The sequence below is a fragment of the Bradyrhizobium retamae genome, from assembly GCF_001440415.1.
Classification (GTDB): domain Bacteria; phylum Pseudomonadota; class Alphaproteobacteria; order Rhizobiales; family Xanthobacteraceae; genus Bradyrhizobium; species Bradyrhizobium retamae.
In genome coordinates, this window is record NZ_LLYA01000079.1 from 1 (window position 1) to 14,317 (window position 14,317).

General features: G+C 63.1%; 13 protein-coding genes, 1 pseudogene and 1 other annotated feature. Of the genes and pseudogenes, 3 read left to right on the plus strand and 11 right to left on the minus strand.

The annotated features are described in order from the left end of the window. From CQ13_RS10130 to CQ13_RS10140, 3 genes are all read right to left on the minus strand, one after another. Nucleotides 1-318: transposase (locus tag CQ13_RS10130; protein WP_197427299.1), on the minus strand; the 318-nt coding region annotated here is incomplete at its 3' end. A 189-nt stretch (nucleotides 319-507) separates the two neighbouring features. Beyond that, nucleotides 508-1,989, minus strand: a complete 1,482-nt coding sequence (locus CQ13_RS10135; protein ID WP_057842767.1) for a SulP family inorganic anion transporter — start codon at nucleotides 1,987-1,989, stop codon at nucleotides 508-510. Between the two features lie 79 nt (nucleotides 1,990-2,068). Continuing rightward, nucleotides 2,069-2,122: a sequence feature (sul1 is cis-regulatory element that is thought to sense ions involved in sulfur or methionine metabolism; They are found in Alphaproteobacteria), on the minus strand. Between the two features lie 279 nt (nucleotides 2,123-2,401). Beyond that, a complete protein-coding gene (locus tag CQ13_RS10140) occupies nucleotides 2,402-2,875 on the minus strand; it encodes a VOC family protein (RefSeq protein WP_057842768.1) in 474 nt (157 codons plus the stop codon). Nucleotides 2,876-3,176: 301 nt separating this feature from the next. On the opposite strand from CQ13_RS10140, the pseudogene CQ13_RS10145 reads away from it, so the two are divergent. Beyond that, nucleotides 3,177-3,374, plus strand: a pseudogene (locus CQ13_RS10145) (transposase); the annotation flags it as partial. A 201-nt stretch (nucleotides 3,375-3,575) separates the two neighbouring features. Here CQ13_RS10145 and CQ13_RS10150 read toward each other — a convergent pair. The 8 genes from CQ13_RS10150 to tkt form a co-directional block, all read right to left on the minus strand. Beyond that, on the minus strand, nucleotides 3,576-4,370 hold the full coding sequence (locus tag CQ13_RS10150; protein WP_057842769.1) for an inositol monophosphatase family protein: 795 nt from the start codon (nucleotides 4,368-4,370) through the stop codon (nucleotides 3,576-3,578). Nucleotides 4,371-4,596: 226 nt separating this feature from the next. Beyond that, complete coding sequence (locus CQ13_RS10155; RefSeq protein ID WP_057842770.1) at nucleotides 4,597-5,697, minus strand: tetratricopeptide repeat protein; 1,101 nt, start codon at nucleotides 5,695-5,697, stop codon at nucleotides 4,597-4,599. Nucleotides 5,698-5,706: 9 nt separating this feature from the next. Then, nucleotides 5,707-6,417 (minus strand): thiamine phosphate synthase, encoded by a 711-nt coding sequence (locus tag CQ13_RS10160; RefSeq protein WP_057842771.1) that lies wholly within the window; start codon nucleotides 6,415-6,417, stop codon nucleotides 5,707-5,709. A 2-nt stretch (nucleotides 6,418-6,419) separates the two neighbouring features. Then, nucleotides 6,420-7,445 carry a class I fructose-bisphosphate aldolase gene (locus CQ13_RS10165; RefSeq protein WP_057842878.1) on the minus strand — a complete coding sequence of 342 codons (1,026 nt, stop codon included), beginning with the start codon at nucleotides 7,443-7,445 and terminating at the stop codon, nucleotides 6,420-6,422. A 113-nt stretch (nucleotides 7,446-7,558) separates the two neighbouring features. Next, nucleotides 7,559-8,626: a class II fructose-bisphosphate aldolase gene (gene fba / locus CQ13_RS10170; protein ID WP_057842772.1), complete on the minus strand. Its 1,068-nt coding sequence runs from the start codon at nucleotides 8,624-8,626 to the stop codon at nucleotides 7,559-7,561. 53 nt (nucleotides 8,627-8,679) lie between these two features. Continuing rightward, nucleotides 8,680-9,876, minus strand: coding sequence for a phosphoglycerate kinase (locus CQ13_RS10175; protein WP_057842773.1), 1,197 nt, complete (start codon nucleotides 9,874-9,876; stop codon nucleotides 8,680-8,682). 130 nt (nucleotides 9,877-10,006) lie between these two features. Further along, entirely contained in the window at nucleotides 10,007-11,014 is a 1,008-nt protein-coding gene (gene gap / locus CQ13_RS10180) for a type I glyceraldehyde-3-phosphate dehydrogenase (protein WP_057842774.1), read from the minus strand. A gap of 312 nt (nucleotides 11,015-11,326) precedes the next feature. Then, nucleotides 11,327-13,309: a transketolase gene (tkt, locus tag CQ13_RS10185; RefSeq protein ID WP_057842775.1), complete on the minus strand. Its 1,983-nt coding sequence runs from the start codon at nucleotides 13,307-13,309 to the stop codon at nucleotides 11,327-11,329. 288 nt (nucleotides 13,310-13,597) lie between these two features. Here tkt and CQ13_RS10190 point away from each other — a divergent pair, with 288 nt between their 5' ends. Both CQ13_RS10190 and CQ13_RS10195 read left to right on the plus strand, forming a co-directional pair. Next, complete coding sequence (locus CQ13_RS10190) at nucleotides 13,598-13,924, plus strand: DUF4164 domain-containing protein (RefSeq protein WP_057842776.1); 327 nt, start codon at nucleotides 13,598-13,600, stop codon at nucleotides 13,922-13,924. Further along, nucleotides 13,921-14,304 (plus strand): cell division protein ZapA, encoded by a 384-nt coding sequence (locus tag CQ13_RS10195; RefSeq protein ID WP_028349229.1) that lies wholly within the window; start codon nucleotides 13,921-13,923, stop codon nucleotides 14,302-14,304. The genes CQ13_RS10190 and CQ13_RS10195 overlap by 4 nt, the downstream gene beginning before the upstream one ends. Nucleotides 14,305-14,317: the final 13 nt, after the last annotated feature.

The window sequence follows — 14,317 nt, forward strand, 5'->3', positions numbered from 1 at the left end:
CGCCCGCGAGAACGCCGAATGATCCGGGATAGCATCCTCGATACCGAGCTTGCAGAACCAGCGATAGGCGAGGTTCACCTGCACTTCACGGCAGAGCAGCCGCTCCGAGCGGATCGCAAAGACGTACCCCACGACCAGCATCCGGATCATCAGTTCCGGATCGATCGACGGGCGACTCATCGACGAATAGTGAGGTGCAAGCTCGCTGCGAAGCCAGGAAAGATCGAGAGCAGCATCGATCTTCCGCACCAGATGATCTTCGGGAATCGCGGCGCTAAGATCAAACTCGTAGAACAGTTGACCTTGGTCACTCTTCAGACGGCCCGATCATGGATCGACCTCGTCGCGATTCGCCTCAACACAACGGAATCTCGCCTCGAGGCCTCTCTCAACCGACTTTTGCAACAAAATCTGCCATGAGGCAACATCGCAAGGTGCCGGGCAAAGTCCCATGCGGGTGCCAACTTCACTTCGGCTACGAGCACTCGATATTTGAGATCAGAGACGTTAGTGCGCAGGCTTCTGCCGCACATTCGGCTTATGGTGCGTCCCGAACCGCTCGACCATGGTCGCACTCGCCTCGTTCAATCCAATCACTTCAACATGCGCACCGTGGCGACGAAGCTTCAGGACGATATCGTCCAGCGCGCCGATCGCGGTGATGTCCCAGAAATGCGCGTCGCTCACGTCAATGCGAACGCGGTCGGGCACGTCCTGATAGTCAAAGGCATCGACGAGGCTATTGGAGGACGCGAAGAACACCTGTCCGGTTACAAAATAGGTGATCTCGCGACCGTCTTCCGACAGCTCGGTGATGATCCCGAGCAACCGGGCAACCTTTGCGGCAAAAAAGACACCACTCAGGACGACACCGGCGAGAACACCCAGCGACAGGTCACCGGTGGCCACTACAACGACGACGGTCGCCAGCATCACCCCGCTTGAACTTAAGGGGTGCGACCGCAAGCTGACGATGGACGACCAGTTGAAAGTACTAATCGAGACCATGATCATCACGGCGACCAGCGCCGCCATGGGGATTTGCTTGACCCAATCGCCCAGCACAACAATCAGGAACAGCAGGAATGCACCGGCGAAGAATGTTGAAAGTCTGGTCCGGGCGCCGGCGGTGACATTGATCACCGATTGGCCGATCATCGCACACCCGCCCATCGCGCCCAAGAAGCCCGTCACGAAACTGGCGAGGCCTTGACCGACGCATTCCCTGTTCTTGTTGCTGCCGGTGTCGGTCATGTCGTCCACGATTGAAGCAGTCAGAAGACTCTCCAGCAATCCAACAGCAGCCATCGTCAGCGAATAAGGCAAGATGATCTTCAGCGTCTCCAGATTGAGCGGGACCTGAGGCACCGCGAAGAAGGGGAGGCTTGACGGCAATTCCCCCATGTCACCGACAGTGCGCAGTTCGATGCCGGAATAGATCGTGAAGGCAGTCAGGACCACGATGCTGACAAGAGCCGACGGAACCCGTTTTGTGACGTACGGGAAAAGATAGATGATCGCGAGGCCGACGCCGACCATCGCATAAGTTTCCCAACCGACATGCATCAGTTGCGGCAACTGGGCCAGGAAGATCAGAATGGCAAGCGCATTGACGAAACCAGTCATCACCGAGCGTGATACAAACTTCATCAGCAGACCGAGGCGCAAGGCTCCGGCCACTATCTGGATCACTCCCATGAGAACCGTGGCTGCGAACAGATATTGCAGGCCGTGGTCTCGCACCAGCGTGATCATGAGAACGGCGGTAGAGGCGGTTGCCGCCGAGATCATGGCCGGTCGGCCACCTACGATGGCGGTGACGCACGCAATCGAGAAGGAGGCGTAGAGGCCGACCTTAGGATCAACACCAGCAACAATAGAGAACCCGATTGCCTCTGGAATAAGGGCCAGTGCAACGAGTACGCCTGACAGCAGTTCGGTTGGGATGTTCGTCAGCCACTCGCGACGCAACGATTGAAGGAATCTCATTTTTAGAACCAAATAGGACCAGCGAGGCGACGGGCGACGCCCGATCGGCCTTGAATTAGGTACATCGCTATTCGCTGAGGGGTTTCCGGGGGATAGGCGCCCGGCCGAGCCACCCGATCAAATCGGGTCCGACGAGACTTGGATAATGCCCTCGCTGCGCCGCAACATCAAGCGAGAATTTGACCAGCGGACTTCACTGAAATCTGAAGGGCGGAAGGGCAGACGTTAATTGAGGTTCTGCGACAAAGCTAGCAGTTGCGTTGGCTCTTATGATGTCCGTTCAGGGTCATAAGCGCCATTTCGACATTCAACCAACCACTTCCGGTCTAGCCCGGTCAACGGACATGGCCAGACCGGTACGGTTGGTCCGTTTAGTGCCCAATAGCAGCCATCACGGACTTCCTGCCTCAACTCAGCCGCGGCGCGCCGCCTCGATCGCAGCGACATCCATTTTCCTCATTTTCATCATGGCATCAAACGCGCGCTTGGCTTCGTCGCCACCTGCCGCCATTGCTGCGGTCAGCACGCGGGGTGTAATTTGCCACGACACGCCCCATTTATCTTTGCACCAGCCGCAGGCGCTCTCTTGGCCGCCATTGCCGACGATGGCGTTCCAATAGCGGTCGGTCTCAGTTTGATCGTCAGTGGTGATCTGGAACGAGAAGGCTTCGTTGTGTTTGAACATGGGGCCGCCGTTGATGCCGATACACGAGACGCCGGCAACATTGAATTCGACCGTAAGCACATCTCCCTTCTTACCGGATGGGTAGTCACCCGGCGCACGGTGGACGGCACCCACGGTGCTGTCAGGAAAGGTTTCGGCATAAAAACGAGCGGCTGCCTCAGCATCCCCATCGTACCATAGACAAATAGTGTTCTTTGCCATCGTGCATATCCACTCACTTTGACCCAAGCCCGGCGGGCTGGTTTAAGCCCTAAGGACGAAGTCAATTAATGCCGGCCGACATCGGCCCAAGGTTTTTTTGGAAGCCAAAGATCCCGTCAACCGCCAGTTGCGAAATGGGTCAATCGCAACACCGGCGACCCAGCGGCAAGTCCGGCCATGTCGGCTATACCTCCGAAAGCGGAAGTAAATTCAGAGGCATTAGCGGCTCCGCTAGGGGCCGGTGCGGATTGATGGCGCTACCCTGGACGTCATTCGAGCTTCGAAACCGAAGCCTCGAATCATGCGCTACGAATTCAGCGAACATGAGTGGACCGCCATTAAGCCGACGTTGCCGGACAAGCCGCGCGGCGTTCGGCGAGTAGATGGCCGCCGCGTGCTCGATGGCATCGTTTGGGTCCTGCGTTCAAGTGCGCCATGGCGCGACCTGCCCGCGAGCTATGGTCCCCGCACGACTTGTTACAATCGCTACCTTCGGTGGATGATGGTCTTGTCTCGCTGATTTGCCGGACGTGTCAAATGTCTACTTCGGCACTCGACGAGTGCCGGCTACTGTGCATGGGGTTGTTTTCAATATTTTGGCTGGGAGCGCCGAGGCTCCTCCGTGTCCTTCCGCCGCCTGCGGAAGGCTGCATCACCCGATCGCGGATGATGCGACGGCGCGTGGCTTGCAACCGTCGCCCTATTTTCCCAGCGGCCCGAGTATCTTCAACAACTCGCCGTGCACGAACTCGTTTCCGCACACCACATGCCCGGTTGTCAGCGCGTCGTCGCTGCCCTCGATCCCACTCACGATCCCACCGGATTCCCGCACCATGATCTGCCCCGCTGCGATATCCCACGGCGACAGGTTGCGCTCCCAGTAGCCGTCGAGGCGGCCGGCGGCGACGAAGGCGAGGTCGAGCGAGGCGGCGCCGAAGCGGCGGAAGCCCGCGACCTTGTTCTGCAGCGCGGCCATCTCACGGTTTGCCAGTTGATGGTCGCCGCGGCCGATATGCGGCAGGCCGCATGCGACCACGCATTCGTTGAGCTGGCGGCGGCCGGCGACGCGCAGCCGCTGGTCGTTGAGGAACGCGCCCTTGCCGCGCTCCGCGATGTACAACTCGTCGTTGGCCGGGTTGTAGATCACGCCGGCGATTACGGTGTCTTCGCGCCGCAGGCCGATCGAGATCGCGAATTGCGGGATGCCGTGCAGGAAGTTGGTGGTGCCGTCAAGCGGATCGACGATCCAGGTGTGGGTCTTGTCGGCGCCTTCGCGCGTGCCGCCTTCCTCGCCGATGAAGCCGTAGCCGGGACGCGCCTTGGCGAGATCCTCGTACAGCATTTCCTCGGCGCGCTTGTCGGCCTTGGTGACGAAGTTCGCCGGCCCCTTCAGCGACACCTGCAGATGCTCGATCTCGCCGAGGTCGCGCTTGAGGCTGCGGCCGGCGCGGCGCGCGGCTTTCACCATGACGTTGATAAGGGCGGAGTAGAGCATGATGAACAGGTTTCGTTGGCGCGATGATTGTGAGTGGCGATCTGAGTATTGTTCCGTCATCCCAGCAACAACGGCTACGCCGTTATTGCCGGGAGCGCGGGACGCGCGCCTTAAAGGACGACGGCCACCGGCGGGATCGTTCATCCTTCGAGGCTCGCATATAGCGAGCACCCGAGGGATGACGGGAAAGGCATGGGTGCCCTCTGGAGCCGCCGCCGTCAAGGCGTCATTTACTGGCAGTGCCGATCCATTTTTTCGCAGCTTCCTGGGCCTTGGCGCGCTCTTCGGGACTGATCTCGGAGAACCTTTCGTCCAGCTCGGGGTCGCCTTTGCCGGCGGTCTTGGCGACAATGTGCCACTTGAAGCCCTCGATCTTGTCCATCGGCGCGCCCTGTCCGGTGACCAGCACGCGGGCGAGCCGGTTCTGCGCGATCGGCGAGTTCTGCCGCGCCGCCTTGCGCAGCAGCGCGACCGCCGCGGCCTGGTTCTTCGGCGTGCCGGTGCCGTTGTAGAGCGCAATCGCATATTCGACCTCGGCGTCGACATTGTCGGCCAGCGATGCCGCCTGCAGCAGCCGCACCGCCTTGTCGATGTCCTTCGGCACGCCGGTGCCTTCCTTGTAGAAGGTCGCTAACGCGTATTGTGCTTCCGGACTGCCTGCGTCGGCTGCGACGCGCAGCAATTCGGCAGCGCGCCGGACATCCTGCGGCAGCGTGTTGCCGTCGAGGTAGAGCAGCGCCAGATTGTAGGCCGCCTTCGGGTTGCCGAGCTTGGCCGCGGAGGCCAGGAGCTTGACGGCCTGTTCCCGATTGGTCGGCCCGCCGCGGCCGGACAGCCGCATCATGGCGAGTGCGAACATGGCCTCGCGGTCGCCGGCATCGGCCGCACGCTGGTACCAATCGGCCGCCTTCGCATAGTCGCGCTTGATGCCGAGCCCATTGGCGTAGAGCTCGCCCAGCATCGTCATCGCCTTTGGGTCGCCGTTATATTGTGCGCGCGTCGTCGCGAGATCGAACGCCGTCTTGTACATGCCGCGCTGATAGGCGCCGTAGACGAGATCGACGTTGGGATCCTCGAAGGCCGTCGTCGGCGAGGGTGCCGGCGTGGGCGTTGCCTCCGGTTTGGGCGCAGCCACCGGTTTCGGCGGTGCGGCGGCGGGCTGTTTCGCTGCGGGCGGAGCCTTTGGCTTGGGCGGCGCTTCCTTTTTCGCCGGCGGAGGGCTGGCGGGCGGTTGCGCGGCAGGCGGCGTCAGCGAGATCTGCGCGGAGGCGCCGGCCATCGTCATCACGAGGCCTGCAAGCAGCGATATGGGACGCAGGAGTTTCATTGTCCGGCGTTATCCGTGCCCGGCCTTATCCGTGCCAGACTTATCGGTACCAGCTTTGGCTTTTCCGAACGCGGCTTCGTACGCCTGCGCGACTGCCTGCGCGGTGTCGACTAGTGCCGCCTTGGCGCCGCGCGGATCGGCCCAGATGAAATCGCCGACCAGCACGAAATCGGCTCCGGCAGCCGCAAATTCGCAAACCTCCTCGCGCGAGGCGGCAAAGCCGACGCAGGGCGGCTCGAACAGTTCATCCCACCATTGCAGGCGTTCGGCAATCGCTTCAGTCGATGGCCGCTGTCCCTTGGCATCGGGCTCGCCGAACAGCACGTAGTCGGCGCCCGCTTCGCCCGCGGCCATCGAATCGTGCCGCGTGGCAAGGCCGCCGATGCCGGCGATGCGGTCCGGCTTCAGCGACGGCCAGGCATCTTCCAGCGCGGCGAGGCCGGTCAGATGCGCACCGTCGGCGCCGGCACGCGCCACCAGTTCGACATGGCCGTCGAGCAACAGCGCCGCGCCGCCATTCTGGATCGCGGGCGCGAGTGCTTTCACGCGCGAGATCATCGTGCGCTGGTCGGTCTGCTTCAGCCGCAACAGCACCGCCGCGACGTCGGCCGCGGCCAACAGCTCCGGAAGCTGGTTTGCGAGCTGCGATGGATCGTCCACCTCGGGCGTCGCGAGATAGAGGCGCGGCGCCGGGCGCGGCGGAACGGGTTTGTTGGACAAGTCTAGGCGACCTTCTTTTCCTGGCCGGTGTCCCACTCGCCCTTGCTCGCCAGCGCGTTCATCCGCGCACGGTGTGTGAACGCGCGCTGGCCTGCGGCGACGTTCTCGGCCTTACCCGACCACGCCTTCTGCGGCGCCGCCTGCAGCGCTCGGCCATAGGAGAAGGTCAGCCGCCACGGCAGGCCGCCGATCCGGTTCATGGCGTTCAGATGCGCGGTCGCTTCCTCATCGGACTGTCCACCGGAGAGGAAGGCGATGCCTGGCACGGCCGCGGGAACGCACGCCTTCAGGAGACGGACGGTTTTCTCCGCAACTTCCTCGACGGAAGCCTGCTTTCCGCACTTCTTGCCTGAAATGGCCATGTTGGGCTTCAGCACCATACCCTCGAGTTCGACACGCTGGACCCGCAATTCCTGGAATGTCTTGTTCAGCACACGCTGGGTCACGTCGTAGCAGCGCTCGATATCGTGATCGCCGTCCATCAGCACCTCCGGTTCGACGATCGGCACGATCTGCGCCGCCTGGCACAGCGCGGCGTAGCGCGCCAGCGCATGCGCGTTGACGTGGATCGCCGTCTGTGTGGGGATGCCGCTGCCGATATCGATCACCGCACGCCACTTGGCGAAGCGCGCGCCGCGCTCGTAATATTTTTTCAGGCGCTCGGCGAGCTTGTCGAGGCCGATGGTCACCAGTTCGCCCGGACATTGCGGCAGCGCTTGCGTTCCTTCATCGACCTTGATGCCGGGGATGGCGCCGGACTGCTCAATCAGCTTGACCAGCGGCGTGCCGTCCTTGGCGTTCTGCCAGATGGTTTCGTCGTAGAGGATGACGCCCGAGACGTACTTGCTCATCGCCTCGGTGGAGCGGAACAGCATTTCACGGTAGTCGCGGCGGTTCTCCTCCGTGGATTCGACCTTGATGGCGTCAAAACGCTTCTTGATCGTGCCCGAGGATTCGTCGGCGGCGAGAATGCCCTTGCCTGGGGTGACCATGGCGAGGGCAACCTTGTTGAGATCAGCAAGATTCATGGGAACGTTCTCCGAAAACATCATGCCCTTGCGCACCAAAATAGGCGGTTCTCGGGCAATTGCCTAGAAAACGTTCGTCGCACCCCGGGTGTTTGCAAGGCGCGGGGGCCGGCTCAGGCGACCCGCGGGTCCAGCTCACCCTTGCCGTACCGCTTGGCCATTTCGGCCGTCGTCAGCACCTTCTTGATCTTGCTGGCTTGCCCTGCGGTATTGAATTCCTGCAGCCGCTGCTTGCACAGCTTGGCCATCGCTTCCATCGCGGGCTTGAGGTATTTGCGCGGGTCGAACTCTTCCGGATTGTCCTTGAAGACTTTGCGGATCTGCCCGGTCATCGCCATCCGGTTGTCGGTATCGATGTTGATCTTGCGCACGCCGTTCTTGATGCCGCGCTGAATCTCGGACACCGGCACACCCCAGGTCGGCTTCATCTTGCCGCCATTGGCATTGATGATTTCCTGCAGGTCCTGCGGCACCGAGGACGAGCCGTGCATCACCAGATGCGTGTTCGGCAGCTTGCGATGGATTTCCTCGATCACGTTCATGGCGAGGATGTCGCCATCCGGCTTGCGGGTGAACTTGTAGGCGCCGTGCGAGGTGCCCATCGCGATCGCCAGCGCGTCGACCTTGGTCTCCTTGACGAACTTCACGGCTTCGTCGGGGTTGGTGAGCAACTGGTCGTGCGAGAGCTTGCCCTCGGCGCCGTGGCCGTCTTCCTTGTCGCCCATGCCGGTCTCCAGCGAGCCGAGCACGCCGAGTTCGCCCTCCACCGAGATGCCGCCGAGATGGGCCATGTCAGTGACCGTCTTGGTCACGCCGACATTGTAGTCCCAATCACCCGGGGTCTTGCCGTCGGCCTTGAGCGAGCCGTCCATCATGACCGAGGTGAAGCCGGCCTGGATCGCGGTCATGCAGGTCGCGGGCTCATTACCGTGGTCGAGATGCACGCAGACCGGGATCTGCGGATAGATTTCGGTGACGGCATCCATCATGTGCCTGAGCATCACGTCGTTGGCATAGGAACGCGCGCCGCGTGAGGCCTGGATAATGACGGGCGCATCGACCGAGGAGGCGGCCTCCATGATGGCGAGCGCCTGCTCCATGTTGTTGATGTTGAACGCCGGCACCCCGTAATCGTGCTCTGCCGCATGATCGAGCAGTTGACGCAAGGTAATGCGAGCCATTCAAATTCTCCTGTATTTGCCGCGCCTTTGGCGCTTCTTCATTAAGTCCTGGTCTAACGCTGCTTGAGAACTTCGACGCCGGGAAGCGGTTTGCCTTCCATCCATTCGAGAAACGCGCCGCCGGCCGTCGATACGTAGGAAAAATCGTCGGCCACGCCGGCCTGGTTCAGCGCCGCGACCGTATCGCCGCCGCCGGCGACCGAGATCAGCTTCTTCGCCTTGGTGCGCTCCGCTGCGTGCTTGGCCGCAACCACCGTGCCGCGGTCGAATGGCGTCATTTCGAACGCGCCGAGCGGGCCGTTCCAGACCAGTGTCGCGGCGTCGTCGATCGCGGCGTGAATCCGCGCGATCGATTGCGGCCCGACGTCGAGGATCATGCCGTCGGCCGGGATGGCGTCGAGGCCGTAGGCGTGCGAGGGCGAGTTGGCGGCGAAGTGATAGGCGACCACGGCATCGACGGGGAGGATGATGGCGCAGTTCGCGGTGCTGGCCTTTTCCAGGATACGCAGCGCGGTCGCGGCGAGGTCTTTTTCCGCCAGCGACTTGCCGACGCCGACGCCCTGCGCGTGCAGGAAGGTGTTGGCCATGCCGCCGCCGATCACCAGCGCATCGACTTTCGTCACCAGGTTTTCGAGCAGATCGATCTTGGTGGAGACTTTTGCGCCGCCGATAATCGCGATAACCGGTTTGGTCGGCGCTTCCAGCGCTTTGCCCAGCGCGTCGAGTTCGGCCTGCATGGTGCGGCCGGCATAGGCGGGCAGCTTGTGGCCAAGACCTTCCGTCGTAGCGTGCGCGCGGTGCGCTGCCGAAAAGGCGTCGTTGACCCAGATGTCGCCGAGCTTCGCCAGCTCCGCGACGAAGGCAGGATCGTTCTTCTCTTCCTCTTTATGGAAACGGGTGTTTTCCAGGCAGAGGATACCGCCGTCCTTCATCGCAGCCACGGCCTTGGCGGCGGCTTCGCCGATGCAGTCGTTGGCGAAAGCGACCGCCTTCTTGATGACCTTCGACAGGGCTTCAGCGACGGGTTTGAGCGAATCCTTGGCGTCGCGCCCCTTCGGGCGGCCGAAATGGGCGAGCAGGATGACCTTGCCGCCCTTGTCGGCGATCTCGGCAATGGTCGGTGCGACGCGCTCGAGCCTGGTCGCGTCGGTGACGCGGCCGTTCTCCATGGGCACGTTGAGGTCGACGCGCAGCAGCACGCGCTTGCTCTTCACGTCGACGTCATCGAGGGTGCGGAATTTTTTGGACATTGGCGCTCTCTTGTCCCCGGGCGCACTGCGGCGCCAAGCGCCGCTGTGCAGAACCGGGACCTCTACGCTGGAGTGGGTCCCGGCTCTGCGTCGCGTCACTTCGTGCCGCGCCGCGTCCGGGACACGAGACTTACAGCAACTTCCCCATCGCCACGGCGGTGTCCGCCATGCGGTTGGAGAAACCCCATTCATTGTCGTACCAGGACATCACGCGCACCAGCGTGCCGTTCTGCACCTTGGTCTGGTCCTCGTGGAACGTCGACGAGTGCGGATCGTGGTTGAAGTCGATCGAGACATTCGGCGCGGTGGTGTAGCCGAGGATGCCCTTGAGTTGCTGCTCGGAGGCGCGCTTCATCGCCGCGTTGATTTCCTTGGCATCGGTTGCGCGCTTGGCGACGATCTTGAGATCGACGACCGAGACGTTCGGCGTCGGCACGCGGATCGCGACGCCGTCGAGCTTGCCCTTTAGTTCGGGCAGCACGAGGCCGATCGCCTTCGCCGCACCGGTCGAGGTCGGGATCATCGACATCGCCGCCGCGCGGCCGCGATAGAGATCCTTGTGCAGCGTGTCGAGCGTCGGCTGGTCGCCGGTGTAAGCGTGGATCGTAGTCATGAAACCGGTCTCGATGCCGACGGTGTCGTTCAAGACCTTGGCGAGCGGCGCCAGGCAGTTGGTGGTGCAGGAGCCGTTGGAGACGACCAGGTGATCCTTGGTCAGGATGTCGTGGTTGACGCCGTAGACGATGGTGGCGTCGGCGTTGTCGGCGGGCGCCGAGACCAGCACGCGCTTGGCGCCGGCGGTCAGGTGCGCGGAGGCCTTGTCCTTGGCCGTGAAGATGCCGGTGCATTCCAGCGCAATGTCGACGCCGAGCGCCTTCCACGGCAGCTTCGACGGATCGCGCTCGGCGGAAACCTTGATCTTGCCGTTGCCGAGGCTGATCGAGTCACCGTCGACGGTCACGGTGCCGGGGAAGCGGCCATGCACGGAATCGAAGCGCAGCAGGTGGGCGTTGGTCTCGACCGGGCCGAGATCGTTAATGCCGACCACTTCGATATCCTTGCGGCCGGATTCTGCGATGGCGCGCAAGATATTGCGGCCGATGCGGCCAAATCCGTTGATCCCGATGCGGACTGCCATGCTGGTTTCTCCTCTGATAGCCGGTGCCCGCCCCGCGGAGACGTTCCACGGAGGTGCTGACGGCGGAACGCCCGGTTCGGCCGGGCGGGAACGGTCAATATGGGGGTCTAGGTAGTCCTTTTTCCCCCACAGCTCAACCGCCAGCGGAGCGCCGCCGATTTGAAGTTCCTGCTATGGTTGCTGCGAGCACCGTCAGGAACTTCAAAATCTACAAGCGGCGCTCCCAAACGTATTCAATCGTCTAGTGCCCATCTATTTCCGAAGTTCGCATCGCACGGGCCGCAAAAAGCGCGCGAACTTCGGAAACGGGCACTAGACGCGCTTCAGGACAGCGTTAACCGCAGCCTCGGCGGTAATTCCGAAGTGCTTGAAAAGGTCCTTGGCGGGGGCGCTTGCACCGAAACCGTGCATGCCGATGAATTCACCATCCTGGCCGATCACCGCGTCCCAGCCCCAGCGTACCGCGGCCTCGATGGCGACCTTGATCGGCGCATCGCCGATAATGGCTGACTTTCGGTCTGCCGGCTGCGCCAGCAGGAGCTCGAGCGAGGGCACGGAGACCACCCGCGACGGGATGCCACGCTCACTCAGTTGCTTCTGGGCTGCCACCGCGATCTCGACCTCGGAGCCCGAGGCGAACAGTGACACTTTTGCGTTGCCCTGCGCCGCGACCAGCTCATAGGCGCCATGCGCGCAAGGATTATCGTTCGGTGCACTGGTGCGAAGCTGCGGCAGGTTCTGGCGGGTGAGCGCCAGTACCGTCGGGCCGTCGACACGGTTGAGCGCCAGTTCCCAGCATTCCGCGACCTCGACGGCGTCGCACGGCCGGAACACGCGCATGTTGGGAATCGCGCGAAGCGCCGCGAGATGCTCGACCGGCTGATGCGTCGGCCCGTCCTCGCCAAGCCCGATCGAATCATGGGTCATCACGTAGACGACGCCCGCGCCCATCAGCGCGGCGATCCGCATCGCGGGTCGGGCGTAGTCCGTGAACACCAGGAAGGTCGCGCCGTTCGGCGCGAAGCCGCCATGCAGGAAGATGCCGTTCATCGCGGCGGCCATGCCGTGCTCACGGATGCCGTAATGGATGAAGCGGCCCTTCGGCGCCTTGGCCGAGAACGCCACTGCCGACTTCGCCTTGTTGTTGTTGGAGCCGGTGAGGTCGGCCGAGCCAGCCAAAAATTCCATCGGCATCGCAGCCGCAATTGCCTCGATCGCCGATTCGGATGATTTCCGCGTCGCGACATTCTGCGGCGATTCCAATAGCGCCTTCTTGTGCGCCCGCAGCGCCTTCGACAGCGCGGCCGGCCGCTCGTGCCGCATCCGCCGCTCGAACTCGGCGCGCTTGCGGGGGCCGAGCTCGGCGAAAACGCTTTCCCATTCCTCGCGCGCGGCTGCGCCCCGGCTGCCGGCGGCACGCCATGCCTTCAGCACATCGTCAGGCACCGAGAAGGCGTCGAGCGAAATGCCGAGCTTTTCCTTGGCGCCCTTGAGCTCGTCGGCGCCGAGTGCCTCGCCATGGGCCTTCGCCGTGCCGGCCCGCGTCGGCGCGCCGTAACCGATGGTGGTCTTGCAGGAGATCAGCGACGGCTTGTTGGATTTTTGCGCGCGGGCGATGGCGGCGGCAATCGCCTTCGGGTCCTGGCCGTCGATCAGTTCGGCCGCCCAGCCCGCGGACTTGAAGCGCTTCACCTGGTCGACCGAATCGGCGAGCGATGTCGGGCCGTCGATCGAGATGCCGTTGTTGTCATACAGCACGATCAGCTTGTTCAGCTTCCAGTGCCCGGCCATCGCGATCGCTTCCTGCGACACGCCTTCCATCAGGTCGCCGTCGGAAGCGAGCACGTAGGTGTGGTGGCTGACCACCTTTTTGCCGAACTCGGCGGCCAGCATCTTTTCCGCCAGCGCCATGCCGATCGAGGTAGCGATGCCCTGACCGAGCGGGCCGGTGGTGGTCTCGACGCCGCTGGTCTCGAAATTCTCCGGATGTCCCGGCGTCTTGGAGCCGAGCTGACGGAAATTCCGGATCTGATCGAGCGTCATGTCCTTGTTGCCGGTGAGGTACAGCAGCGCATAGAGCAGCATCGAGCCGTGTCCGGCCGACAGCACGAAGCGGTCGCGGTCCGGCCAGGTCGGTGCCGCCGCGTCGAATTTGAGGAACTGCGTGAACAGCACGGTCGCGACGTCGGCGGTGCCCATCGGCAGGCCGGGATGGCCGGATTTCGCCTTTTCGACGGCATCCATGGCAAGCCCGCGAATCGCATTGGCCATACGGGTATGATCGACCTGCGTCATGATGAAAATCCGCCTGAAGTGAGGTGCTTGGTTAGGGGAATGTACCGGGCGAAGGCCGCAATACGGGCGTGTTTGAGGGAAAGTGCGGGCTGGATAGCACCTCAATCCCCGGGAGTCCAAGGCGTGGAAACGCCCTTGCCATGCGAAAAGTTGCTTAGCAGTGCATAGCTTCGCGCGGGCGTTGCGCTTGGCTCGCTTGCCACGTAAATTTCATCCTCTAACCGCTTGCCGAACCGCGGATTTTGCTGCTGTGCGGCGGGCCTACCGCGAGGGTGCGCGCTGTCTCTCATGGGCGATCGTCACACCAACGGGGCCGGCAATGCCGAGCCGGTCTATGCCGACATCGACGCCGCCACACGGCGCCTGATGATGGCGCTGGATGCGCTCGAGGCCGCGGCCGAGCGGCGGCGTGACGCCGACCGCGACGAGAACGAGCTGGCGAGCCGGATCCAGGCGCTCGGCGCCGATCGCTCGCGGCTCGCCGACGAACTCGACGGTTCGCTGGTGAAGACGCGGCGGCTGGAGCGCGCCAACCGCGAGATATCTGAAAAGCTGGATGCCGCGATCGGCACCATCCGTGCGGTGCTCGATGCCGACGCCGGGGAGAGTGAATGAGTCACATCAACGTCACCATCAACGGCCGGCAGTACCGCATGGCCTGCGAGGAAGGGCAGGAGGTGCGGCTGTTGAAGCTCGCCGAGAGCCTGGAATCGCGGGTCGGCGAGTTGCGCGGCAAGTTCGGCGAGATCGGCGATGCGCGCCTGACGGTGATGGCCGCACTCACCGTGTGCGACGAACTGCTGGATGCCAACGCGCGCATCCGTGCGCTGGAGGGCGAACTCGAAACCCTGCGCAACGTTCGCACCGCCGCCGCCGATCGCGCCAAGGCCACCCAGGTCGCCGTCGCCAACGCGCTCAACGCCGCCGCCGACCGCATCGAGAAAACCACGCAGGTCATCAACCGCACCATCGGCAGCGGCGTCGCGATCGGGTGATTGGTAGCGTTAG